This is a genomic window from Pseudomonas sp. HY7a-MNA-CIBAN-0227 (genome assembly GCF_040310325.1).
GTDB lineage: Bacteria > Pseudomonadota > Gammaproteobacteria > Pseudomonadales > Pseudomonadaceae > Aquipseudomonas.
Window position 1 is genome coordinate 164,622 of sequence record NZ_JBEOPT010000003.1, and the last position, 25,103, is coordinate 189,724.

21 protein-coding genes are annotated in these 25,103 nt (G+C 58.7%); 1 reads left to right on the forward strand and 20 read right to left on the reverse strand.

Annotated elements, in window-relative coordinates:
* Positions 1-81: 81 nt before the first annotated feature.
* Positions 82-1,194 (reverse strand): S-(hydroxymethyl)glutathione dehydrogenase/class III alcohol dehydrogenase, encoded by a 1,113-nt coding sequence (locus AAEZ06_RS06880; RefSeq protein WP_149413012.1) that lies wholly within the window; start codon positions 1,192-1,194, stop codon positions 82-84.
* Between the two features lie 108 nt (positions 1,195-1,302).
* On the opposite strand from AAEZ06_RS06880, the gene AAEZ06_RS06885 reads away from it, so the two are divergent.
* The gene (locus tag AAEZ06_RS06885) at positions 1,303-2,199 is read left to right on the forward strand and encodes a LysR substrate-binding domain-containing protein (RefSeq protein WP_149413011.1); all 897 of its coding nucleotides are present in this window, start codon (positions 1,303-1,305) and stop codon (positions 2,197-2,199) included.
* Positions 2,200-2,228: 29 nt separating this feature from the next.
* Here the strand turns inward: AAEZ06_RS06885 and ispD are convergent, their stop codons facing one another.
* The 19 genes from ispD to uppS all read right to left on the reverse strand — a co-directional run bounded on the left by ispD (position 2,229) and on the right by uppS (position 25,092).
* Positions 2,229-2,936, reverse strand: a complete 708-nt coding sequence (gene ispD, locus AAEZ06_RS06890) for a 2-C-methyl-D-erythritol 4-phosphate cytidylyltransferase (RefSeq protein WP_149413010.1) — start codon at positions 2,934-2,936, stop codon at positions 2,229-2,231.
* Entirely contained in the window at positions 2,933-3,211 is a 279-nt protein-coding gene (gene ftsB / locus AAEZ06_RS06895) for a cell division protein FtsB (protein ID WP_029297251.1), read from the reverse strand. Before ftsB ends, ispD begins: the two co-directional genes overlap by 4 nt.
* A gap of 172 nt (positions 3,212-3,383) precedes the next feature.
* Positions 3,384-4,673 (reverse strand): phosphopyruvate hydratase, encoded by a 1,290-nt coding sequence (gene eno / locus AAEZ06_RS06900; RefSeq protein WP_149413009.1) that lies wholly within the window; start codon positions 4,671-4,673, stop codon positions 3,384-3,386.
* Between the two features lie 157 nt (positions 4,674-4,830).
* Complete coding sequence (gene kdsA / locus AAEZ06_RS06905) at positions 4,831-5,676, reverse strand: 3-deoxy-8-phosphooctulonate synthase (protein WP_133099403.1); 846 nt, start codon at positions 5,674-5,676, stop codon at positions 4,831-4,833.
* A 5-nt stretch (positions 5,677-5,681) separates the two neighbouring features.
* Entirely contained in the window at positions 5,682-7,313 is a 1,632-nt protein-coding gene (gene pyrG, locus AAEZ06_RS06910) for a CTP synthase (RefSeq protein ID WP_149413008.1), read from the reverse strand.
* A gap of 273 nt (positions 7,314-7,586) precedes the next feature.
* A complete protein-coding gene (tilS, locus tag AAEZ06_RS06915; protein WP_149413007.1) occupies positions 7,587-8,915 on the reverse strand; it encodes a tRNA lysidine(34) synthetase TilS in 1,329 nt (442 codons plus the stop codon).
* 111 nt (positions 8,916-9,026) lie between these two features.
* Positions 9,027-9,974 carry an acetyl-CoA carboxylase carboxyltransferase subunit alpha gene (locus tag AAEZ06_RS06920; protein ID WP_149413006.1) on the reverse strand — a complete coding sequence of 316 codons (948 nt, stop codon included), beginning with the start codon at positions 9,972-9,974 and terminating at the stop codon, positions 9,027-9,029.
* 153 nt (positions 9,975-10,127) lie between these two features.
* Positions 10,128-13,649: a DNA polymerase III subunit alpha gene (gene dnaE, locus AAEZ06_RS06925; RefSeq protein ID WP_350613591.1), complete on the reverse strand. Its 3,522-nt coding sequence runs from the start codon at positions 13,647-13,649 to the stop codon at positions 10,128-10,130.
* Between the two features lie 121 nt (positions 13,650-13,770).
* On the reverse strand, positions 13,771-14,403 hold the full coding sequence (gene rnhB, locus AAEZ06_RS06930; RefSeq protein ID WP_350613593.1) for a ribonuclease HII: 633 nt from the start codon (positions 14,401-14,403) through the stop codon (positions 13,771-13,773).
* Positions 14,400-15,539 (reverse strand): lipid-A-disaccharide synthase, encoded by a 1,140-nt coding sequence (lpxB, locus tag AAEZ06_RS06935; protein WP_149413003.1) that lies wholly within the window; start codon positions 15,537-15,539, stop codon positions 14,400-14,402. The genes rnhB and lpxB overlap by 4 nt, the downstream gene beginning before the upstream one ends.
* A 2-nt stretch (positions 15,540-15,541) precedes the next feature.
* On the reverse strand, positions 15,542-16,318 hold the full coding sequence (gene lpxA, locus AAEZ06_RS06940; protein WP_133099410.1) for an acyl-ACP--UDP-N-acetylglucosamine O-acyltransferase: 777 nt from the start codon (positions 16,316-16,318) through the stop codon (positions 15,542-15,544).
* Positions 16,315-16,755 carry a 3-hydroxyacyl-ACP dehydratase FabZ gene (gene fabZ, locus AAEZ06_RS06945; RefSeq protein ID WP_133099411.1) on the reverse strand — a complete coding sequence of 147 codons (441 nt, stop codon included), beginning with the start codon at positions 16,753-16,755 and terminating at the stop codon, positions 16,315-16,317. Before fabZ ends, lpxA begins: the two co-directional genes overlap by 4 nt.
* A gap of 110 nt (positions 16,756-16,865) precedes the next feature.
* Positions 16,866-17,921: a UDP-3-O-(3-hydroxymyristoyl)glucosamine N-acyltransferase gene (lpxD, locus tag AAEZ06_RS06950; RefSeq protein ID WP_149413002.1), complete on the reverse strand. Its 1,056-nt coding sequence runs from the start codon at positions 17,919-17,921 to the stop codon at positions 16,866-16,868.
* A 3-nt stretch (positions 17,922-17,924) separates the two neighbouring features.
* Positions 17,925-18,428, reverse strand: a complete 504-nt coding sequence (locus tag AAEZ06_RS06955) for an OmpH/Skp family outer membrane protein (protein ID WP_003219314.1) — start codon at positions 18,426-18,428, stop codon at positions 17,925-17,927.
* Between the two features lie 45 nt (positions 18,429-18,473).
* Positions 18,474-20,861 carry an outer membrane protein assembly factor BamA gene (bamA, locus tag AAEZ06_RS06960; RefSeq protein ID WP_149413001.1) on the reverse strand — a complete coding sequence of 796 codons (2,388 nt, stop codon included), beginning with the start codon at positions 20,859-20,861 and terminating at the stop codon, positions 18,474-18,476.
* 74 nt (positions 20,862-20,935) lie between these two features.
* Positions 20,936-22,288, reverse strand: coding sequence for a sigma E protease regulator RseP (gene rseP / locus AAEZ06_RS06965; protein ID WP_149413000.1), 1,353 nt, complete (start codon positions 22,286-22,288; stop codon positions 20,936-20,938).
* 55 nt (positions 22,289-22,343) lie between these two features.
* Positions 22,344-23,534: a 1-deoxy-D-xylulose-5-phosphate reductoisomerase gene (ispC, locus tag AAEZ06_RS06970; protein ID WP_149412999.1), complete on the reverse strand. Its 1,191-nt coding sequence runs from the start codon at positions 23,532-23,534 to the stop codon at positions 22,344-22,346.
* On the reverse strand, positions 23,531-24,337 hold the full coding sequence (locus tag AAEZ06_RS06975) for a phosphatidate cytidylyltransferase (protein WP_149494039.1): 807 nt from the start codon (positions 24,335-24,337) through the stop codon (positions 23,531-23,533). The genes ispC and AAEZ06_RS06975 overlap by 4 nt, the downstream gene beginning before the upstream one ends.
* The gene (gene uppS, locus AAEZ06_RS06980) at positions 24,337-25,092 is read right to left on the reverse strand and encodes a polyprenyl diphosphate synthase (RefSeq protein WP_149412997.1); all 756 of its coding nucleotides are present in this window, start codon (positions 25,090-25,092) and stop codon (positions 24,337-24,339) included. Before uppS ends, AAEZ06_RS06975 begins: the two co-directional genes overlap by 1 nt.
* Positions 25,093-25,103 lie beyond the last annotated feature (11 nt).

Sequence of the window (25,103 nt, forward strand, 5' to 3'; positions counted from 1 at the left end):
TCCCAGCTTCAAGTCACAAGCCTCAAACTGCAAGAGAGTCGCCCCCCTTGCCGCTTATAGCTTGCAACTTGCCGCTGCTCTTCAGAAATGAATGACGGTACGGATGCTTTTGCCTTCATGCATCAGGTCGAATGCCTTGTTGATATCTTCCAGGCCCATGGTGTGAGTAATGAAGGTATCCAAAGGAATTTCACCGGTCTGGGCCATTTCCACATAGCTTGGCAGCTCGCTGCGACCGCGCACGCCACCGAACGCCGAACCGCGCCAGACGCGACCAGTCACCAACTGGAACGGACGAGTGGATATCTCCTGGCCAGCACCGGCCACACCGATGATCACCGACTCGCCCCAGCCTTTGTGGCAGCATTCAAGGGCCGCACGCATCAGCTGGACATTGCCGATGCATTCGAAGGAAAAGTCCACGCCGCCGTCGGTCAAATCAACAATCACGTCCTGGATCGGGCGGTCATAGTCTTTCGGGTTGATGCAGTCGGTGGCACCCAGCTGCTTGGCAATCTCGAACTTGGCCGGGTTGATGTCGATGGCAATGATGCGTGCGGCCTTGGCCTTGACCGCACCAATGACCGCCGAAAGACCAATACCGCCCAGACCGAAGATGGCCACGGTGTCACCCGGCTTGACCTTGGCGGTGTTGATCACCGCACCGATGCCAGTGGTGACGCCGCAGCCCAGCAGGCAGACTTTTTCCAGGGGCGCATCCTTGGGGATCTTGGCCACGGAGATTTCCGGCAACACGGTGTACTCAGAGAAAGTCGAGGTGCCCATGTAGTGGAAAATCGGCTGGCCCTTGTAGGAAAAGCGCGAAGTGCCATCAGGCATCAAACCCTTGCCCTGAGTGGCACGAATCGCCTGGCACAGGTTGGTCTTGCCACTCAGGCAGAATTTGCACTTGCCACATTCCGGGGTGTACAGCGGGATCACGTGGTCGCCCACCGCCACCGATGTCACTCCTTCGCCAATGGCTTCGACTATCGCGCCGCCTTCATGGCCGAGGATCGACGGGAAGATGCCTTCCGGATCGGCGCCCGACAAAGTGAAAGCATCAGTATGGCAAACACCGGAGGCGACCACGCGCAACAGCACTTCACCCGCCTTGGGCATGGCGACATCAACTTCAACGATCTCAAGGGGTTTCTTGGCCTCGAAGGCTACGGCAGCGCGGGACTTGATCATCCGGGTTCTCCATGGAGTTATAAAGCAAGACCAACAGTGTAAAACATTGCCTACTGATTAATAATCCAGGCAAAAGCAAAACATTATTGCTGCACAGGGATAATCACCATGCTGGAAAACCGCTGGGAAGGCATCGATGAGTTCGTTGCCGTGGCCGAGTGCAGCCAATTTACGGCGGCCGCCGAACGTCTTGGGGTGTCCTCGTCCCATATCAGCCGCCAGGTGGCGCGCCTGGAAGAACGCCTGCAAACCCGCCTGCTGTACCGAAGCACCCGACGGGTAACGCTGACCGAGGCCGGCCAGACTTTTCTGCAACATTGCCAACGTCTGCAGGATGGCCGCGAGGAAGCCCTACGGGCAGTGGGTGACCTGGCCAGCGAACCCAAGGGCATGTTGCGCATGACCTGCGCCGTGGCCTATGGCGAACGCTTTATCGTGCCACTGGTGACGCGGTTCATGGGGCTTTACCCACAACTGCGGGTAGATATCGAGCTGAGCAACCGCCAACTGGACCTGGTCCACGAAGGGCTGGACCTGGCGATTCGCCTTGGACGCCTGCAAGACTCAAGGATGGTCGCAAGCCGCCTGGCGCCACGGCGCATGTACCTCTGCGCGTCTCCCTCCTACCTTGAGCGGTATGGACGGCCACACAGCTTGTCGGAATTGAGTCGGCATAACTGTCTGATCGGCAGTTCGGATATCTGGCAGTTGGCACAAGACGGGCGGGAGTTTTCCCAGCGGGTGCATGGAAACTGGCGCTGCAACAGTGGGCAGGCGGTTTTAGATGCAGCGCTGCAAGGGGTGGGCTTGTGTCAGTTGCCGGACTATTACGTGCTGAAACACTTGCACAGCGGCGCACTGGTGTCGTTGCTTGAGGGTCATCAACCGCCCAATACGGCGGTATGGGCGCTGTATCCGCAGCAACGGCATTTGTCGCCGAAGGTGCGCAAGCTGGTGGACTTTTTGAAAGAGGGGTTGGCTGGAAGGCCGGAGTACAGCGACTGAAAAGTAGCACCTGCTGGGTCATGCCACATTTATCTGCGATTCGACCATCGTAGCCGCAGCCACTCCAAGTCTTCAGGCCGGGTCACTTTGATATTGTCCGAGCGCCCTTCGATCAAGCGCGGCGCCTGGCCGGACCATTCCATGGCCGAAGCTTCATCGGTGATCACGGCATCGGCCACCAGGCTGTCAGCCAAAGCCCGATGCAAGGCGCCCAGGCGAAACATCTGCGGCGTATAGGCTTGCCAGATCAGGCTGCGATCAACGGTCTCTACCACTCGCCCGTGCTTATCGACACGTTTGAGGGTGTCGCGAGCAGGTACCGCCAGCAAACCGCCTACAGGATCATTCGCCAGTTCCGACAATAGTTTGTCCAGGTCATCGCGACTCAAATTCGGCCGTGCCGCATCGTGCACCAACACCCAATCGTCATCACCGGCACCCTGGGCATGTAGGTGCAGCAACGCGTTAAGCACCGAACCCGAACGCTCTTCGCCGCCATCCACCCGCGCAATACGCGGATCACCGGCACACGGCAGAGCCGGCCAATAAGGATCATCAACAGCGAGACTGACCACCAGCCCCTTAAGGTCAGGATGATCGAGAAAACAGCCGAGGCTGTGTTCGAGAATAGTGCGCCCGCCCAGTTGCAAGTATTGCTTGGGACGGTCCGCGGCCATACGGGCACCAACGCCCGCGGCAGGAATCACGGCCCAGAAGGCCGGTAAACAGTGGTTCATTGGGCCAACTGGTAGAGGGTTTCGCCCTCCTTGACCATGCCCAATTCATGACGAGCCCGTTCTTCTACGGTCTCCATGCCTTTTTTCAACTCAAGCACTTCGGCATCGAGCACACGGTTGCGCTCCAGCAACACCTCGTTTTCGGCGTGCTGTGCGGCAATTTGCTGGGTCAGGTCGGTTACCTGCGCCAGGCTGCCATTCCCCACCCATAGGCGGTACTGCAGGCCAGCCAGGAGCAAGAGCAAGACGAGGAACAACCAATTGGGACTGCGCATCGAATATCGGGTTTCCAGTGAAAAAAGACAGCCATGCAAAAACTTTTGAAGTAACTGATAGCACGAAGCCTGGAAAAACCAGGCTTACGCTTGATAGCCATGAGATTAGCGTCGAAATTCACGCTGTCGTGATTTTTCCGACGCAATCTGCTGACTTTTTACCATTTAACAATCAGCCGCGAAACTCGCTACGACCGTTGTACTTGGCTTTGGCGCCCAACTGCTCTTCGATACGAAGCAATTGGTTGTACTTGGAAACGCGATCGGAACGGCACAGGGAACCGGTCTTGATCTGGCCCGCCGAGGTACCCACGGCCAGGTCGGCAATGGTCGAGTCCTCAGTTTCGCCGGAGCGGTGGGAGATCACAGCAGTGTAACCAGCCGCCTTGGCCATCTGGATGGCTTCCAGGGTTTCGGTCAAGGTGCCGATCTGGTTGAACTTGATCAGGATCGAGTTCGCGATCTTTTTGTCGATGCCTTCTTTCAGTATCTTGGTGTTGGTCACGAACAAGTCGTCGCCCACCAGTTGGACTTTCTCGCCGATCTTGTCGGTGAGGATTTTCCAGCCGTCCCAATCGGACTCGTCCAGGCCATCTTCAATGGAGATGATCGGGTAGCGTTCGCTCAAGCCTTTGAGGTAGTCAGCAAAACCTTCGGAGTTGAACACCTGGCCTTCGCCGGACAGGTTGTACTTGCCGTCTTCGTAGAATTCGCTGGCAGCGCAGTCCAAGGCCAAGGTCACGTCGGTGCCCAGCTTGTAGCCGGCGTTGGCCACGGCTTCGGAGATCACTTTCAGTGCATCTTCGTTGGATGCCAGGTTCGGCGCGAAACCACCTTCGTCACCAACAGCAGTGCTCAGGCCACGAGCCTTCAGCACAGCCTTGAGGTGATGAAAAATCTCGGTACCCATGCGCAGGCCTTCGGAGAAGGTCTTGGCGCCAACCGGCTGCACCATGAATTCCTGGATGTCGACGTTGTTATCGGCGTGCTCGCCACCGTTGATGATGTTCATCATCGGTACCGGCATCGAGTAGACGCCCGGTGTACCGTTGAGGTTGGCGATGTGCGCGTACAGCGGCAGGTCCTGATCCTGTGCAGCGGCCTTGGCAGCAGCCAGGGATACGGCGAGGATCGCGTTAGCGCCCAGACTGCCTTTGTTTTCGGTACCGTCGAGCTTGATCATCGCGTGATCGAGGGCTTTCTGGTCCAGCGGGTCCTTGCCCAGCAACAGGTCACGGATCGGACCGTTGATGTTGGCTACAGCCTTGAGTACACCCTTGCCCAGGTAACGGCTCTTGTCGCCATCACGCAGTTCCAGTGCTTCACGGGAACCGGTGGAAGCACCGGACGGCGCGCAGGCGCTGCCGATGATGCCGTTATCGAGAAGCACGTCGGCTTCGACGGTGGGGTTGCCACGGGAGTCGAGAACTTCACGACCTTTGATGTCGACGATTTTTGCCATTGTTGTAAACACTCCAAAGTTGACGAAAACGACGCAGCGGAAGGAAATCTTTTGACCGACCGCAAGGGTGGAACAACGGGGCAGACTTGCAGACGACAAGACTCAGGCCCGAGGGCCTGAGCATTTAGCGTGGGATACTTTACCGGAGAAATCGGCTTTACGCGGTCTCTACCGTCGGAAAACTCTTGACCAGTTCGTCCAACTGCTTGAGCTGGGCCAGAAATGGCTCCAGTTTGTCCAGGCGCAGGGCACACGGACCATCGCACTTGGCGTTGTCCGGGTCCGGGTGGGCTTCCAGGAACAGACCAGCCAGGGACTGGCTGATGCCGGCCTTGGCCAGATCCAATACCTGGGCACGACGCCCGCCAGCGGAATCGGAGCGACCGCCGGGCATTTGCAGCGCGTGGGTCACGTCGAAGAACACTGGGTATTCGAACTGTTTCATGATGCCAAAACCGAGCATGTCCACCACGAGGTTGTTGTAGCCGAAGCTGGAACCGCGCTCGCAGAGGATCAACTGGTCATTACCCGCTTCCACGCACTTGCTCAGGATGTGTTTCATTTCTTGGGGCGCGAGGAACTGGGCTTTCTTGATATTGATCACAGCGCCAGTCTTGGCCATCGCGACCACGAGGTCGGTCTGGCGCGACAGGAAGGCCGGCAACTGGATGATGTCGCACACCTCGGCGACCACGGCGGCCTGTTCAGACTCGTGGACGTCGGTGATGATCGGCACGCCGAAAGCTTGCTTGATGTCCTGGAAGATCCGCATGCCTTCTTCAAGGCCAGGGCCGCGATAGGAGGTCACAGACGAACGGTTGGCCTTGTCGAAGCTGGCCTTGAACACGTAAGGGATACCCAGTTTCTGGGTGACCTTGACGTACTCTTCACAGACCTTCATCGCCATATCGCGGCTTTCCAGCACGTTCATGCCGCCGAACAGCACCATTGGCTTGTCGTTGGCAATCTCGATGTCGCCTACGCGAATGATCTTCTGGGCCATCAGGTTTACGCCTTCTTCTGATGTTGCGTCAGTGCAGCTTTGACGAAGCCGCTGAACAACGGGTGACCGTCACGAGGTGTCGAGGTGAACTCTGGGTGGAACTGGCAAGCGACGAACCATGGATGATCTGGCGCTTCGACCACTTCAACCAATGCGCCATCACCGGAGCGACCGGAAACTTTCAGGCCAGCGTCCAGGATCTGTGGCAGCAGCTTGTTGTTCACTTCGTAACGGTGACGGTGACGCTCGACGATCACGTCCTTGCCGTAGCAATCGTGCACCAGCGAGCCTGATTCCAGCAGGCAATCCTGCGCGCCAAGGCGCATGGTGCCGCCCATGTCGGAGGTTTCGGTACGGGTCTCAACAGCGCCGGTGGCATCTTCCCATTCGGTGATCAAACCGACGACCGGGTGGCCGCTGGCGCGATCGAACTCGGTGGAGTTGGCGTCTTTCCAGCCCATCACGTTACGGGCGAACTCAATGACCGCCACTTGCATGCCCAGGCAGATACCCAGGTAAGGCACCTTGTTTTCCCGAGCGTATTGAACGGCAGTGATCTTGCCTTCCACGCCACGCAGACCGAAGCCGCCCGGCACCAGGATAGCATCGACGCCTTCCAGCAACGCGGTGCCCTGGTTCTCGATGTCTTCGGAATCGATATAGCGCAGGTTGACCTTGGTGCGGTTGCTGATGCCTGCATGGCTCATCGCTTCGATCAGCGACTTGTAGGCATCCAGCAGTTCCATGTACTTGCCGACCATGGCAATGGTGACTTCATGCTCAGGGTTGAGCTTGGCGTCAACCACGGCTTCCCACTCGGACAGATCGGCGCCGCCACATTGCAGGCCGAAACGTTCGACGACAAAATCATCCAGGCCCTGAGCGTGCAGGATGCCCGGGATCTTGTAGATGGTGTCGGCGTCTTCCAGGGCAATCACCGCACGCTCTTCAACGTTGGTGAACTGGGCGATCTTGCGACGCGAAGCGATATCGATCGCGTGGTCGGAGCGGCACACCAGCACATCTGGCTGCAGGCCGATGGAACGCAGTTCCTTGACCGAGTGCTGGGTAGGCTTGGTTTTGGTTTCGCCGGCGGTGGCGATATACGGCACCAGGGTCAGGTGCATCAGCATCGCGCGCTTGGCGCCGACTTCGAAACGCAACTGGCGGATGGCTTCAAGGAACGGTTGGGACTCGATGTCGCCCACGGTGCCGCCGATCTCGACCATGGCCACGTCGGCATCGCCAGCGCCCTTGATGATGCGGCGCTTGATTTCGTCGGTGATGTGCGGGATCACCTGGATGGTTGCACCCAGGTAGTCACCACGGCGCTCCTTGCGCAGCACGTGCTCGTAGACACGGCCGGTGGTGAAGTTGTTGTTCTGGGTCATAGTCGTGCGGATGAACCGCTCGTAGTGACCCAGGTCCAGGTCGGTCTCGGCGCCGTCGTGGGTGACGAACACTTCACCGTGCTGGAACGGGCTCATGGTGCCCGGATCGACGTTAATGTACGGGTCCAGCTTGAGCATGGTGACCTTAAGTCCCCGCGCCTCCAGGATGGCCGCCAATGAAGCGGAGGCAATGCCTTTCCCCAATGAAGAAACAACACCGCCCGTGACGAATATGTAGCGCGTCATGAAAAACCCTAGAAGTCTGCGTTAAAGCGGTCCGAGCCGCCGGGGAAAGCGAAGGAAGGCCGAAGCCCCCGATCACCTGCATTAATCACAGTGCATCTTTCAAAAAAACCGCCGCGTTATGACAGACCGGCAATGGAACACCGGTACGTTGATCGCTACACATTTTTTGGAATCGCCCAGCAAAGACTGCTTGGTAATCGGCAACTGCTGCGATTCAGGCGAATCCACAGAAGTTGTATCAAGAAGGGAGCGTAGTCTACCGGAAAGGGGCTATCAGCTCAAACCTTGATCGCGTGTTGCAGGTATCCAATGTAATTCCCAGTCGCCACGGGCACTTGCCGCCAGTCCAGGCAGGTTCGGCAGGGCCAATAATTGCTCGTCGCGGTACAGCAGCGGCAATCTGCCACGGACAAAGCCCGGCACCCCGCTTTCGTTAAGCAAACGCTTAAGGTCGCGGTGACCTCGACCTGGCACTTCCATGACTTCGCCGCCCTGGCGGTAGCGTATGTGCAGTGGGCCTTTGGGCGCAGTGCCGCTAAAATACAGATGACCATTACCGGGTAACTGTAGTGGATTTTCAGGGTGTGACCAGCTCGCCGGAGCGTCAGAAAAATCCGACCAGCCGGCAGGCAACCACCAGATACGCCCGCCAGCCCGATGCAACTGGCCGTCTGCCAGGCGCCACAGAGGCTGGGCGTCTGCCGCAGCATCACGCAACGCACTCCAGCCAGCCCAGTGATCACTGTCGGGCAAACGGCTCAGCGGTGTCAGCCAGTGTCGCAAGGCGTTGCGCTGACGGGCCTCGGAAAGCATGGTAAGCGGTTCAAGGGCCAGGGATGGCAGTGCCAGCCAGGGGAATATCGAGGGCTGGCTGGCGGCCTGTAAGTCCATCAGTGCCAATTCATCGAGCAAACCCTGGGCCTCGCTCAGATGCTCGGCGCTGCGGGCCATAGTGCTGACAGCCTTAGGCCAGCGCTCGGTCAGCAGCGGGAGCACGTGATGGCGCAGGTAGTTGCGCGAGAAGCTCGGGTCGGCGTTGGTCGGGTCTTCGACCCAGGTTAACTGCTGCTCGTGAGCGTAGGCTTCCAATTCGATGCGCGACGTATCTAGCAGCGGCCGCAGCAGGTAGCCATCACCCAACGGACGCTGCACAGGCATAGCCGCCAGCCCGCGCACGCCCGCCCCACGCAATAATCGAAACAACAGGGTTTCGGCCTGATCGTTGCGGTGTTGGCCCGTGAGCAGCAGCTCTCCTGCCCTGGTCACTTGGCCGAGCGCCTGATACCGCGCCTCACGGGCCGCACGCTCCAGACTTGCGCCAGGCTGCACTTTTACGCGGATGACCTGCAGTGGCACGCCCAGCGTGTCGCACAAGGCCTGGCAATGAGCCGGCCAAGCATCGGCCGCAGCTTGCAGCCCATGATGGACATGGATAGCACTGAGTGGCGGGAGGTTTTCGGTCTTGGCCAGCGTAGCCAGAAGGTGCAGCAGGACGGTGGAGTCGAGGCCACCGGAGAAAGCGATGTGCCAAGCCGGGGCATTGCGCCAGGGGGCTAGTGCTTGCAGGAGCTTGGCGGGAAGATCCGGCTTGAAAGGTTTCATCGAGTACCGTCCGAGCAGAATCACCCTCGAAACTTATAGCGATCAAATGTGGGAGCCAGGCAAGTCCGGCTCCCACATTAGTTCTTCATTGTCTGTCAGATCGGTGATCGATCAGAGACCGTAGCTCATCAGTCGCTCGTAACGGCGGGCCAGCAGTGCGTCATTGTCGAACTTCTTGAGCATCGACAGCTGTGCGCTCAGTTCGGCACGGATCGAAGCGGCCACGGCCGCCGGATCGCGATGGGCGCCGCCCAATGGCTCGGTGATGACTTTATCAACGATACCCAGACCTTTCAGGCGCTCGGCGGTGATACCCATCGCTTCCGCGGCATCCGGCGCTTTCTCGGCGGTTTTCCACAGGATCGAGGCACAACCTTCCGGCGAAATCACCGCGTAGGTCGAATATTGCAGCATGTTCAGTTGATCGCACACGCCAATGGCCAGTGCACCGCCGGAACCACCTTCACCGATCACGGTGGCGATGATCGGGGTTTTCAGTCGTGCCATGACCCGAAGGTTCCAGGCAATCGCTTCGCTCTGGTTGCGCTCTTCGGCGTCGATGCCTGGGTAGGCACCTGGGGTGTCGATAAAGGTCAGGATCGGCATTTTGAAGCGTTCTGCCATTTCCATCAGGCGGCAGGCCTTGCGGTAGCCTTCCGGGCGGGGCATGCCGAAGTTGCGGCGAACCTTCTCGCGCACTTCACGGCCTTTCTGGTGACCAATCACCATCACTGGCTGGTCGTCCAGGCGAGCGATACCGCCAACAATGGCAGCGTCGTCAGAGAAGTGACGATCGCCATGCAGCTCATCGAACTCGGTGAAGATGTGGTCGATGTAGTCCAGGGTGTACGGACGGCGCGGGTGCCGGGCCAGGCGCGCGATCTGCCAACTAGTCAGCTTGCCGAAGATGTCTTCGGTGAGCGTGTTGCTCTTGTCTTGCAGGCGGGAGATTTCATCGCCTATGTTCAGCGAATTGTCATTGCCGACCAGGCGCAGTTCTTCGATCTTGGCTTGCAGGTCAGCGATCGGCTGTTCGAAATCAAGAAAATTCGGGTTCATAAGCGTCCGTCTTGGGTCGACGGCCAAGGGGTGCCTGGCCAGCCGATTGTCTATTCGCGCCCTACCTTAAGGGAGAGGCGCGTTTAGGTCGAGATTAAATATTGGGTCGAGGTCAGGGCGCTTGCTCTTCATGGCAAAGAAGCCCCATGACCGTCAACGGTATTGGAGGAAGACGTTGTCACGCCCAAACTGGTCACGCAATGCTTGAATCAAGCCGTCTGCCGGGTCAATTCGCCAGGTCTCGCCAAACTGCAGCATGGCCTTTGCATCGCTGCCGGTGTACTCCATGGTCACTGGGCATGCGCCACGATGACGCTTGAGCAAGTCCCCCAACCAGCGTAGTTGATCACCTTTAAGCGCTTCAGTCCGCACTTTCAGGCGCAGGCTTTCGGCCAGGTTGGTGCGCGCATCTTCCATGCTCATCACCCGCTTGATCCGCAGGCGCAAGCCACCGGAAAAGTCATCGTTGCTGACCTCCCCTTCCACCACCACCATGGCGTCGGTCTGCAACAGCGATTGGGCAGAGTGGAATGCGTCGGCAAACAAGGAAGCCTCGATTCGGCCAGAACGGTCGTCGAGGGTGATAAAGCCCATCTTGTCACCCTTTTTGTTCTTCATCACCCGCAGGGCGATGATCATCCCCGCGACGGTCTGGGTATCCCGCGCAGGCTTCAGGTCGATGATGCGCTGGCGAGCGAAACGGCGAATTTCCCCTTCGTACTCGTCAATCGGGTGACCGGTAAGGTACAGGCCCAGGGTGTCCTTCTCGCCCTTGAGGCGCTCCTTGAGGGTCAGGTCCTTGGCTTTGCGGTGATTGACATAGACATCGGCGTCTTCTTCGACGAACAGGCCGCCAAACAGGTCGGCATGGCCACTGTCGTGGGTGCGGGCGGTTTGTTCGGCGGCCTTGATCGCCTCTTCCATTGCGGTCAGCAAGACTGCACGGTTGCGGTCGATATTGGCCTGGTAAGCCTTCGGCTCGTCATGAAAGTAAGGACCGAGACGATCCAGCGCACCACTACGAATCAAACCGTCGAGGGTGCGCTTGTTGATCCGCTTGAGGTCGACCCGCGCGCAGAAGTCGAACAGGTCCTTGAACGGCCCATCCTGACGCGCTTCAGTAATCGCCTCCACCGGGCCTTCGCCCACACCCTTGATCGCGCCAAGGCCATAAATGATGCGGCCTTCGTCATTTACCGTGAACTTGAACTCGGAGGTGTTCACGTCCGGCGCATCGAGGCGCAGCTTCATGCTCCGCACTTCCTCGATCAAGGTCACGACCTTGTCGGTGTTGTGCATATCGGCAGACAGTACTGCCGCCATGAACGGCGCCGGATAGTGAGTTTTCAGCCAGGCGGTCTGGTACGAGACCAGACCGTAAGCCGCGGAGTGGGATTTGTTGAAGCCGTAACCGGCGAATTTCTCCACCAGGTCGAAGATGTTACCGGCCAGCTCAGCCTCAATGTTGTTGGCCGTGCAACCTTCAATGAACCCGCCGCGCTGCTTGGCCATTTCCTCGGGCTTTTTCTTACCCATGGCACGACGCAGCATGTCGGCGCCGCCGAGTGTGTAGCCGGCCATGACCTGAGCAATCTGCATCACCTGTTCCTGATACAGGATAATGCCGTAGGTTGGCGCCAATACTGGTTTGAGGCCTTCGTACTGGTAATCGGAGTGCGGGTAGGCGAGTTCGGCGCGACCGTGCTTACGGTTGATGAAGTCATCCACCATGCCTGATTGCAGCGGGCCCGGACGGAATAGGGCCACCAGTGCGATCAAGTCTTCCAGGCAGTCGGGCTTGAGCTTTTTGATCAGCTCCTTCATGCCGCGTGATTCCAGCTGGAACACCGCCGTGGTTTCGGCCTTTTGCAGCAACTGGTAGGTCGGCTTGTCGTCCAGCGGAATAAAGGCAATATCCAGCGGCGGCTCGTCGATCTTGGCGCGCTCGCGGTTGATGGTCTTCAGCGCCCAATCGATGATCGTCAAGGTCCGCAGGCCGAGGAAGTCGAACTTCACCAGGCCGGCCGCCTCCACGTCATCCTTGTCGAACTGGGTGACCAGGCCGCCGCCTTCTTCATCGCAATAGATCGGCGAAAAGTCGGTCAACTTGGTCGGCGCGATCACCACACCGCCGGCGTGTTTACCGACGTTACGCACCACACCTTCGAGCTTGCGGGCCATGTCCCAGATTTCCGCCGCTTCTTCATCGATCTTGATGAAGTCCCGCAGGATTTCCTCCTGCTCGTAGGCTTTTTCCAGGGTCATGCCGACTTCGAAAGGGATCATCTTCGACAGGCGGTCAGCCAGGCCGTAGGACTTGCCCTGCACCCGAGCCACGTCACGGATTACCGCTTTCGCCGCCATGGAACCGAAGGTGATGATCTGGCTTACGGCGTTGCGGCCATACTTCTCGGCCACGTACTCGATGACCCGGTCGCGACCGTCCATGCAGAAGTCGACGTCGAAGTCGGGCATCGATACCCGTTCCGGGTTCAGGAACCGTTCGAACAGCAGGTCATATTCCAGCGGGTCAAGGTCGGTGATCTTCTGCACATAGGCCACCAGCGACCCGGCACCCGACCCACGACCTGGGCCAACCGGGACGCCATTGCTTTTGGCCCACTGGATAAAGTCCATTACGATCAGGAAGTAACCGGGGAATCCCATCTGGATAATGATATCCAGCTCGAAATTCAGTCGATCGACATAGACCTGGCGCTTGGCCTCGTAGTCTTCGGTGGTGTCCCTGGGCATCAGAACGCTCAGACGATCTTCCAGCCCGTCGAAAGAAACCTTGCGGAAGTACTCGTCGATGGTCAGGCCATCGGGAATCGGAAAGTTGGGCAGGAAGTGCTTGCCCAGCTTCACTTCAATATTGCAGCGCTTGGCGATCTCGACGGAGTTTTCCAGCGCCTCGGGCAAGTCGCTGAACAGCTCGGCCATTTCATCGGCGCTTTTGAGGTACTGCTCTTCGCTGTAGTTTTTCGAGCGGCGCGGATCGTCCAGCGCACGGCCTTCACCGATGCAGACGCGGGTTTCGTGAGCCTCGTAGTCTTCCTTCTTGATAAAGCGCACGTCGTTGGTCGCTACCAGCGGCGCGCCGATTTTCTCGGCCAGGGCCACGGCGGCGTGCAACTGTTCCTCATCGTTGGGGCGGTTGGTGCGCTGGATTTCCAGGTAGAAGCGGTTGGGAAAAACCTCCATCCACTCACGGGCGAGGACTTCAGCCTCGTGAGGATTGCCGCCCAAGAGGGCGATGCCGATTTCACCCTCTTTGGCTGCCGAGAGCATGATTAGCCCTTCGCTGGCTTCGGCCACCCACTCGCGCTCGATGATGATCGAGCCGTTGCGCTGCCCATCGATAAAGCCACGGGAAATCAGCTCAGTAAGGTTGCGATAACCGACGCCGTTCATCGCCAACAGGCTGATGCGGCTCAGGGGGTTATCCGGATCTTTGTTGGACAGCCACAGGTCAGCACCGCAGATCGGCTTGATGCCGGCGCCCATGGCGGCCTTGTAGAACTTGACCAGGGAACACATGTTGTTCTGATCGGTAACCGCAACAGCCGGCATGTTCATGCCCACCAGGGTTTTGACCAGCGGTTTGATCCGTACCAGGCCGTCGACCAGGGAGTATTCAGTGTGCAGGCGTAGGTGAACGAATGAAGCCGGCATAGTGATCCTGTACAAAGCGTGAAAACAACAAGGCCCGGAAATCCGGCATTTAAAGCTACTGCGCTTGGTACGCTTTAAAGGCCGGATTGTACCGGGCCTTGGCAAAAACATCAGCCTGCTGCTAGATCTCGATCAGGCTTTCCCGCGCCGCATAAGCCTGGCGCACCGGGGCAAACGAGCGACGGTGAATCGGGGTCGGACCCAGACGAGCCAAAGCTTCCAGATGAACGGGCGTCGGGTAGCCTTTGTGCCCGCCAATGCCGTAGCCGGGGTAGATCAATTCGAAAGCAGCCATTTCACGGTCGCGGCTGACCTTGGCCAGGATCGATGCAGCGGCAATTGCCGGGACCTTGCTATCGCCCTTGACCACGGCCTCGGCCGGCATCGACAGTTTCGGGCAGCGGTTGCCGTCGATCTTCGCCAGCTTTGGCGCGATGTGCAGCCCTTCTACGGCGCGCTGCATGGCGAGCATCGTAGCGTGGAGGATGTTCAGTTCATCGATTTCTTCGACTTCGGCCCGGGCGATATGCCAGCTCAGGGCTTTCTCGCAAATCTCGTCGTAGAGTTTTTCACGACGGGCTTCGGTGAGCTTCTTCGAATCGTTGAGGCCGATAATCGGCCGGGTCGGGTCGAGAATCACCGCAGCCGTGACAACTGCACCACAGAGGGGGCCGCGACCGACCTCATCGACACCGGCCACCAATTCATGAGCTTCGGCGACCAGGCTGAAATCCAGGCCAATTTGCGTCTTCATAGGGCTTCCTGTGTGTGGCCGATCAAGGTCAGGACCGCATCGGCGGCCTGGTTTGACGCATCACGGCGCAAGGTCCGGTGAATCTCGTCAAAACCACGGGTTTGCTCTTCGCCGCCGTCAATCAAAGGGAGCAACGTCTGCGCCAAGGCTTCAGCCGTTGCATCGTCCTGCAACAACTCGGGCACCAGCAGACGCTGGGCCAGCAAGTTGGGCAAGGAGATATACGGGCTTTTGACCATGCGCTTGAGAATCCAATAAGTCAGCGGCGCCAGGCGATAAGCCACAACCATGGGGCGCTTGTAGAGCAAGGCCTCCAGGGTGGCGGTGCCGGAAGCGATCAACACGGCATCGCAAGCGGCCAAGGCCAGGTGCGAACCGCCGTCGAGCAGGCTCAACGGCAAGTTGCGCCCCACCAGCAATTCTTCAATTTGCGCACGACGCTCAGGGCTGGCGCACGGCAATACGAACCGCACACCCGGCTTCAAGGCTTGCAGACGTTCGGCGGCATCAAAAAACAGCGCACCAAGGCGGCCGACTTCACCACCGCGGCTACCCGGCATCAAGGCCACCAGCGGACCCTCCGGCAAGCCCAGTTCGGCGCGGGCGGCGGCACGGTCAGCCTGAAGCGGGATGGTGTCGGCCAGGGTATGACCGACGAAACGCACCGGCACGCCCTTCTCTTCGTAGAACCTGGCCTCGAACGGCAGCAGGGTCAGCATCAGGTCGCAGCCTTCGCGGATCTTCAGCACGCGCTTCTGCCGCCATGCCCACACAGACGGGCTGACGTAGTGCACAGTCTTGATCCCGGCCTGACGCAACTTGAGTTCGATATTGAGGGTGAAGTCCGGTGCATCGATGCCGATAAAGACGTCGGGGTTTTCTTCGATCAGGGTCTGGATCAGCTTTTTACGGCGAGCCAGTAGCTCACGCAAACGTCCCAGCACCTCTACCAGCCCCATCACCGAAAGGCGTTCCATGGGGAAATAGGAGGTTAGCCCTTCGGCCTGCATCAGTGGGCCGCCGACGCCCAGAAATTCAACCGCCGGATGCTGGGCCTTGAGGGCCCGCATTAGACCTGCACCGAGAATATCGCCGGAAGCTTCTCCGGCGACCAGCGCTATACGCAACTTGGCCATGATTAACGGGTGATGCCGCGAGTCGATGCCTGAATCGAATCACGGAACACCGCGACTTCAGGAAACAGCGATGCCGGTTCAACCAATTCGGCCAAGGCCTGATCAACCGTCAACCCCTGGCGGTAGACCACCTTGTAGGCGCGGCGCAGGGCATGGATAGCCTCTTCGCTGAAGCCACGACGACGCAAGCCCTCGAAGTTCATGCTGCGGGCCTCGGCAGGGTTGCCGAATACCGTGACAAAAGCCGGAACGTCCTTGCCGATGGCGGTGCCCATGCCGGAAAAGCTGTGGGCACCGATATGGCAATACTGATGAACAAGAGTGAAGCCCGACAGGATCGCCCAGTCATCAACATGCACATGGCCGGCCAACGCGGTGTTGTTGACCAGAATACAGTGGTTGCCGATGACGCTGTCATGCCCAATATGAGCGTAAGCCATCACCAGGTTGTGATCACCCAGGGTGGTCTCGGCACGATCCTGGACAGTGCCACGGTGAATGGTCACGCCTTCACGGATGATGTTGTGATCACCGATTACCAGGCGGGTCTCTTCACCCTTGTACTTCATGTCAGGCGTGTCTTCGCCTATCGATGAAAACTGGTAGATGCGATTGTGTTTGCCAATCCGGGTCGGACCTTTGAGGATCACATGTGGCCCGATGACTGTCCCCTCGCCGATTTCCACACCTGCGCCGATGATCGACCAGGGGCCGACCTCAACGTCGGCGGCCAGGACGGCCGTCGGATCGATGATTGCGCGAGGGTCAATCAAACTCATAGTTTGCGTTCCGCACAGATGATTTCAGCAGAGCACACAGGCTTGCCGTCAACCGACGCCTGGCACTGGAATTTCCAGATTTGACGCTTGCAGCTCAGGAACGTAGCCTCAAGGATCAACTGGTCGCCCGGAGTGACTGGCTGGCGAAAGCGCAGCTTGTCGGAACCCACGAAATAGTAAAGCGTGCCATCAGCAGGCTTCAGGTCGAGCATTTTGAAACCAAGGATACCAGCCGCCTGGGCCATCGCTTCAATGATCAATACACCCGGCATGATTGGATGCGCAGGGAAGTGACCGTTGAAGAAAGGCTCGTTGATGCTGACATTCTTGTAGGCACGAATGTACTTGCGCTCAACATCCAACTCCGCGACACGATCCACCAGCAGGAACGGGTAACGGTGAGGCAGGTATTCGCGAATCTCGTTGATGTCCATCATTTCGGGGGGAAGCCTGTAATAAAGATTGGAAGCGCGCGGACTAAGGCGCGCCCCTCTAGCAAATCAAGGAGGCAGTCTAGCGGCTGTGCACACTTGATATGGAAATGGTCTCAGCCATCTGATGAAGCATTACCGCCAGGGGTCACGTCCCCAACACGCTTTTCCAAATGTTTCAGGCGTCGAGCAATGTCGTCGAGTTGCCTCAGTCGGGCCGCACTCTTGCGCCATTCGGCAGCAGGTTGCATGGCCGTACCGGAAGAATAGGACCCAGGCTCAGTAATCGAATGGGTCACCATGGTCATGCCGGTGATGAATACGTTGTCGCAGATTTCGATATGACCCACCAACCCGACGCCGCCAGCCAGCATGCAATGCTTGCCGATCTTGGTGCTGCCGGAAATCCCCACGCAGGCGGCCATGGCCGTGTGATCGCCAATCTGCACGTTGTGAGCGATCTGAATCTGGTTGTCCAACTTCACGCCGTTACCAATCACGGTATCGGCCAGAGCCCCGCGATCAATAGCGGTGTTGACGCCAATTTCTACGTCGTCGCCGATCAATACGCCGCCAACCTGAGCGATCTTCTGCCAAACGCCTTTTTCATTGGCGAAGCCGAAGCCCTCGCCGCCGATCACGGCGCCCGACTGAATCACCACACGCTGGCCAATACGCACATCGTGGTACAGGGTCACGCGCGGCGCGAGCCAGCCACCGGCACCAATTTCACTGCAGGCACCGATAAAGCACTGGGCCCCTACCGTCACACCGGCACCAATGCGGGCGCCACTCTCGATCACCACAAAAGCGCCAATGCTCGCCGCAGGATCAACCTGGGCGTCATCAGCAATCACTGCCGAGGGATGAATACCGGCAGCAGCCTTGGGTTTTGGATCGAACAGGTGGGACACCCGTGCGTACGACAGGTACGGGTCGGCAACAACGAGCGCGTCCCCGGTAAACCCTTCGGCATCAGCGGCCTTCAGCAACACGGCTGCGGCCTGGGTATCGCCCAGGTATTTACGGTATTGGGGGTTTGCCAGAAAGCTCAACTGAGCTGGGCCAGCCTCCTGCAAGGTGGCTAGCCCAGTGATTTCCTTCTCCGGGGAGCCATGTAAGGTGGCCCCCAGGAACTCGGCCAACTGGCCAAGTTTTATAGTCGCGGTCATGGTTTACTTCAGCTGGTTCATGCGCTCGATCACCTGGCGGGTGATGTCGTACTGAGGTTTGACATCAATCACCGCGCCACGCTCGAAGACCAGGTCAAAGGCACCCTTCTTGATGACTTCTTCCACGGCGCTGTCGAGTTTTGGCTTGAGTTGCTTGAGCATTTCACGGTCAGCAACAGCCTTGGCTTCGTTCAGTTCCTTGGATTGGAACTGATAGTCACGGGCCTTTTGCTTGAATTCAAGCTCCAGACGCTCGCGCTCGCCTTGCTGCATTTTGTCGCCACCGGCGACCAGACGATCCTGAATACCTTTGGCGCTACTTTCCAGAGTCTTGAGCTTGGTCAGTTGCGGACCGAATTTCTTCTCGGCATCCACGGCGTATTTCTTGGCCGCATCGGATTCCAGCAGAGCCATCTGATAGTTCAGGACAGCGATTTTCATTTCGGCAAAGGCCGGGGTTGCTACCAGGACAGTCGCCAGGAGAACCAATTGAGTCAACTTACGCACGATGCACTCCTACAGAATCCGTTGTCGTTATCTTGGGTCAGACGCTTAGAACGTCTGGCCGAGGGAGAATTGGAAAATCTGGGTTTCAGCGTTATCCGGTTTCTTGATCGGCATGGCCAGAGCAAAGCTCAATGGGCCCAAGGCCGTAATCCAGGTCACGCCAACACCCACAGAGCTTGCCAGGTTGCTGAGACTGACGTCGTTGCACTGGGTATCGGACTTCAAACCACTAGGGTTCTTGATCTGCTCGCACTTGGAGTCGAACACGTTACCCACATCCCAGAAGACCGAGGTACGCAGGGAGCGTTGATCCTTGACGAATGGCAGCGGGAATAGAATCTCCGCACCACCTTGAATCAGCACGTTACCACCGAATGGCAGCGGATCGTTGTCCGAGTCAGCAACAGTCCCCACGTTACCCGTCTTGTCGAAGCCACGGCTCGGGGTACCACGAGGGCCCAGGGTGCTGTCCTTGAAGCCACGTACCGAGTTGAAACCACCCGCGTAGTAGTTCTCGTAGAACGGCAGGCCATTGGTCGAACCGTAACCGTCACCGTAGCCCAGTTCAGTGTGCAGGCGCATGGTGTAGTTGTCGCTCAGCGGCGTGAACAACTGGCCGCGGTAATCAAGCTTGAAGAACGACAGGTCGCTGCCTGGAGTAGTGCTTTCCAGTGTCAGGCTCTGGGAGTGACCGCGTGTCGCCAGCACCCCTTTGTTCAGGGTCGATTCCGACCAACCGGCCGAGGCCTTGAAGTTGAGGAACTTGTCACCCTCGGTACGCACGAAGTCGAAGATCTCATCCACGGTGTAGACACCAGTCTTGATCTCATCCTGTTGCGCGGTCAGGCCGAAGGTCAGGCGCGAGGTCTCGCTGATTGGATAGCCAACATTGACACCGGCACCCAGGCTGTCGATTGCATAGCTTGCAACGTCGACGTCGAGGTCTTTGTAGTCGGTGGTGCGATAGAAGGCGTTGTAGCCCAGGCTCACGCCGTCAGCTGTCCAGTAGGGGTCGACATAACCGAAGTTATAGCGGCTCTGGTATTCGCTTCGGGTCAGGCCGATGCTGACCTTGTTACCGGTACCCAGGAAGTTGTTCTGGGTGATGGAGCCACCAAGGATCAGGCCGGCACTTTGTGCGAAACCGACGCTGGCGGTGATCGAACCGGACGCTTGCTCTTCTACTGCATAGTTCACGTCAACCTGGTCATCCACGCCCGGCACGGCCGGGGTTTCGACGTTGACTTCCTTGAAGAAGCCCAGGCGCTCAAGACGGGTCTTGGACTGGTCGATCAGGTAGGTCGAAGCCCAACCACCTTCCATCTGGCGCATTTCACGACGCAGCACTTCGTCTTCGGACTTGGTGTTGCCACGGAAGTTGATGCGGTTTACATAGGCACGCTTGCCAGGATCGACGACAAAGGTGATGTCCACAGTGTGGTCATCATCGTGCGGGGTGGGCACGCCGTTGACGTTGGCGAAGGTGTAGCCCTCGTTACCCAGGCGGCGGGTGATCAGTTCGGACGTGGTGGTCATCAGCTTGCGCGAGAACACCTGGTCCTTCTGCACCAGCAACAGGGACTTGACCTGGTCTTCAGGCACTTTCAAGTCGCCGCTGAGCTTCACGTCACGAACGCGATACTTTTCGCCTTCGTTGACGTTGACGGTGATGTAGACATGCTTCTTGTCCGGGGTGATAGACACCTGGGTCGAAGCGATATCCATGTTGATATAGCCACGGTCCAGGTAATAGGAACGCAGACGCTCCAGGTCACCGGAAAGCTTTTCACGGGCGTACTTGTCATCGTTCTTGAAGAACGACAGCCAGTTGGTGGTCTTGAGCTCGAACAGGCCGATCAGATCTTCGTCAGCGAACTTGGTGTTACCCACCACGTTGATGTGCTGGATGGCCGCCACGGTACCTTCGTTGATGTTGACCTTGAGGCCAACACGGTTACGCGGCTGCGGCACCACCTCGGTATCCACCGAGGCGGAATAACGACCCTGGGCAACATATTGACGTTGCAGCTCGTTACGTACGCCTTCGAGGGTGGCACGCTGGAAGATCTCGCCTTCGGCAAGGCCCGATTGCTTGAGACCTTTCATCAAGTCTTCAGTGGAGATCGCCTTGTTGCCTTCGATCTCGATACTGGCGACGGACGGTCGCTCGACGACAGTGATGACAAGGACGTTGCCTTCGCGCCCCAATTGGATGTCTTGAAAGAAACCGGTTTTGAACAGCGCACGAGTGGATTCCACCAGGCGACGATCATCAGCCTGTTCCCCGACGTTCAACGGCAAGGCGCCAAAGACGCTACCCGCGGAAACCCGCTGGAGGCCGTTGACGCGAATATCGGAGATGGTGAAGGACTCGGCGTGAACTTCGGCGATCATCAATACGGTGAGAACCGCAGTTAGCAGCAGACGTTTCATGAAGTCCTTTCTTATTCCAACTGGCAATAAACAAACTGCCGCAAAATGCGGCAGATTCGCAATTCAGCGAAGCGTTACAGTCGTCCCAGATCGTTGACCAAGGCTAACAACATCACCCCGACCACCAAACTGATACCGATCTGTATCCCCCAACCCTGCACCCGATCCGACAAGGGGCGACCACGCACCCACTCGACCAGATAAAACAACAGATGCCCCCCATCCAATACTGGAATGGGCAACAAATTCAGAACCCCGAGGCTAATACTCAGATAAGCCAGGAAATTCAGGAAATCAGCCATGCCCGACTGGGCAGAAGCGCCCGCCACTTTAGCAATGGTTATCGGTCCACTCAAGTTTTTTACCGAGAGCTCGCCGAACAACATTTTCTTGAGGGAATCGAGGGTCAACACACTCATGGTCCAAGTGCGTCGCGCACCCTCGCCAATTGCGGCCAACGGCCCGAAACTTATCTCACGCACCATCGAAGGTGGCCACTCGACACCTTTCACCCCGGCGCCTAGATAACCCCCGGCTGCCTTGGCTTCCCCGCGCACCGCCAGGGTGACAGGGACGTCGATTTGAGCACCGTCGCGCTCAACTTTCAGCACAATTTTGGTATCAGGGCGTACACGCACCAGATCGACCACTTGCTGCCAGTCACCCAGTGCCTGGCCATCAAGGGCCAACAGGCGGTCGCCGGTTTTCAGCCCTGCAGCTTGCGCAGGGCCTTTGGGATCCAGCTCTGCCAGCACCGGTGGCAAGGAGGGCCGCCATGGACGAATCCCCAGAGAGTTGATCGGATCAGGCTCGTCGGCGCCCTTGAGCCAGTTGTCGAGGGCCAGCTCCCGCGGCGTTTCGGCCGTGGAATCCTGCTCGCGCACCACCAGCTTCACGGTGCCGCTTTCACCCAGGCGGCGCACCAACTGCAAATTGACCGCGCCCCAACCGGTAGTAGGCTCGCCATCAATGGCAACAATTTCCTGCCCTGCGATCAGCCCGGCCTTGGCCGCGATACTGCCCGCCTCCACCGCACCGATAACCGGACGCACCTGCTGGCTGCCCAACATCGCCAGCACCCAGAAGAACACCATGGCCAGCAAAAAGTTGGCGATAGGCCCGGCAGCAACGATGGCAATGCGCTGACGAACGGTCTTGCGATTGAAGGATTGGTCCAACTGATCAGCGGGCACTTCGCCTTCGCGCTCGTCGAGCATCTTGACGTAGCCGCCCAAGGGAATGGCAGCAATCACGAACTCGGTGCCTTGACGGTCATGCCAGCGCAGCAACGGCATCCCGAAACCGACGGAAAAACGCAGAACCTTGACGCCGCAACGACGCGCCACCCAGAAGTGGCCGAATTCGTGGAAGGTGACCAGCACACCCAGAGCAACCAGGGTGCCGACAATCATGTAGAGCGCACTCATCTAATTTCTCCGCATTCCAATCCAGTGCCTACAGGCTCAAGCGCGCCCAAAAAGGTTAACGCGCATTGCGGCTCAACCATTGCTCGGTCAGGGCCCGGGCCTTTGTATCAGCCTCGAAGACCGCGCCCAAGTCATCAACGGCGACCACAGGTTCAAGGCTCAGAACGTCCTCGATGATACTCGCGATCTCCGGGAAACGGATGCGTCGTTCGAGAAACGCCGCCACAGCCACTTCATTGGCCGCATTGAGCATCGCCGGCGCGCTGTTACCTGCCTCGGCAGCTTGACGCGCCAGACGCAGGCACGGGAAGCGCTGCTCGTCGGGGGCCTGGAAATCCAGCCGGGCGATGGCAAACAGGTCCAGAGGAGCAACACCCGAATCAATGCGCTCGGGCCAGGCCAAGGCGTTGGCGATCGGCGTACGCATGTCCGGATTACCCAACTGGGCCAACACCGAGCCGTCCACGTAGTCGACCAGGGAATGAATCACGCTTTGCGGGTGAATCACCACCTCGACCTGATCCGGCCGCGCATCGAACAACCAGCACGCCTCAATCAGTTCGAGACCTTTGTTCATCATGCTGGCCGAATCCACCGAGATCTTGCGGCCCATCGACCAGTTGGGATGGGCACAGGCTTGTTCAGGGGAGACATGCTCCAGCTCAGCCAGCGGCGTCTGTCGGAACGGGCCGCCGGACGCAGTCAGCAAAATACGGCGCACACCCACCTGGCTCAGACCACGAGCAAAATCGCCGGGCATACACTGGAAAATCGCGTTGTGCTCGCTGTCCAGCGGTAGCAGTACGGCGCCGCTCTTGCGCACCGCCTGCATAAAGAGTGCGCCGGACATCACCAGCGCCTCCTTGTTAGCCAGCAAAATCTTCTTGCCGGCGTCAACGGCGGCCAGGGTTGGACGCAGGCCAGCCGCACCGACAATAGCGGCGACAACGGTATCGACATCAGGATCGGCGGATACCTGACACAACCCCTCCTCCCCCACCAGCACTTGAGTCGACAGCCCCGCCGCCCGCAGATCATCCTGCAAACCGCGCGCAGCCACCGCCTCAGGCACTACCGCAAATTGCGGCACGTGACGAACACACAGCGCCAACAGCTCGCTCAAGCGGCTAAAGCCAGTCAGGGCGAAGACTTGATAACGCTCCGGATGACGGGCAATCACATCCAGCGTGCTCAACCCTACCGAGCCGGTGGCTCCCAGCACGGTAATCTGCTGCAGACGGCTCACGAGGCCATCATCCACAACAGTACGGCAAAGATCGGCAACGCTGCCGTCAGGCTGTCGATACGGTCCAGCACGCCGCCGTGACCCGGAAGCAGATTGCTGCTGTCCTTGACCCCAGCCTGGCGCTTGAACATGCTCTCGGTCAGATCTCCGACCACCGAGATCAGCACGACCACCGCAGCACCCACCAGGGCCAGGAGTATTTCCTTGACGGTCCAGCCACGCACAACACCAACGACAGCAGTAATCACCAGCGTCAGTAACAAACCACCGTATACACCTTCCCAGCTCTTGCCAGGACTTACCGCCGGCGCCAGCTTGCGCTTGCCGAAGGCCCGGCCGGAAAAGTAAGCGCCAATATCAGCACCCCAGACCAGCACCATCACCGCCATGATCAGCCAGTTGCCCAAGGGCATGTGCTTGATATAGACCAGGCCTTGCCAGGCCGGCAGCAGAATCAACAGGCCTATCACCAGCTTGCAGGCGACACTGGACCAATGGCCGCTGGTTTGCGGATAAGTCAGCACCAGGAAGGTCGCCAGCGTCCACCACAGCACCGCAGCGCCAAGTACCCAAGGCGCCATATCCGGCAGGATGTACATCAGGAACAACATCAGCGCCACGACGACGGCGTACACCACACGATGCCGCTGCGCGGTGAAACCGGCCAGGCGCGCCCATTCCCAAGAGCCCAAGGTCACAACCAGGCCGATGAACAGCGCAAAGCCGGCACCTTCGAGCAGGAAAAACCCGCACAAGGCAATCGGCAGCAGGATCAGTGCCGTGATGATTCGTTGTTTAAGCATTAAACCCGGGCTCCAGCTTCGATCTGCTCGCTCGTTTTACCGAAGCGACGCTGACGGGAAGCGAAATCGGCCAGCGCATTGCGCATGGCATCGTGTTTGAAGTCCGGCCAGAACAGGTCGGAGAAGTACAGCTCGGTATAGGCCAACTGCCACAACAGGAAGTTGCTGATGCGGTGTTCGCCACCGGTACGGATACACAAGTCCGGCAACGGCAGATCGCCGGTTACCAGGCAGGTTTGCAACAGTTCAGGCGTGATGTCTTCGGGTCGCAGATGACCGGCCTGCACTTCGCGCGCCAGACGCTGCGCGGCTTGGGCGATATCCCACTGGCCGCCATAGTTGGCTGCGATTTGCAGTACGAACCGATTACTGCCGACAGTAATCGCCTCGGCTTCGCGCATGGCCGCCTGCAACTCCGGACGGAAGCGCGAGCGATCCCCGATGATGCGCAGGCTGATGTTGTTGTCGTTCAGGCGCTTGGCCTCACGACGCAGCGCCTTGAAGAACAGGTCCATCAAGGCACTGACCTCCTCGGCCGGGCGCTGCCAGTTTTCACTGGAGAAGGCAAACAAGGTCAGCACCTCGACCTTGGCCTCGGCGCACACTTCGATCACAGCCCGTACCGCATCGACACCCGCTTTATGCCCGGCGACACCCGGCATAAAGCGTTTTTTCGCCCAGCGATTATTCCCGTCCATGATGATCGCGACATGGCGCGGCACCACGGCGGGCACAGTCTGCTTGGTCTTTTCCATGAAAACGTCCT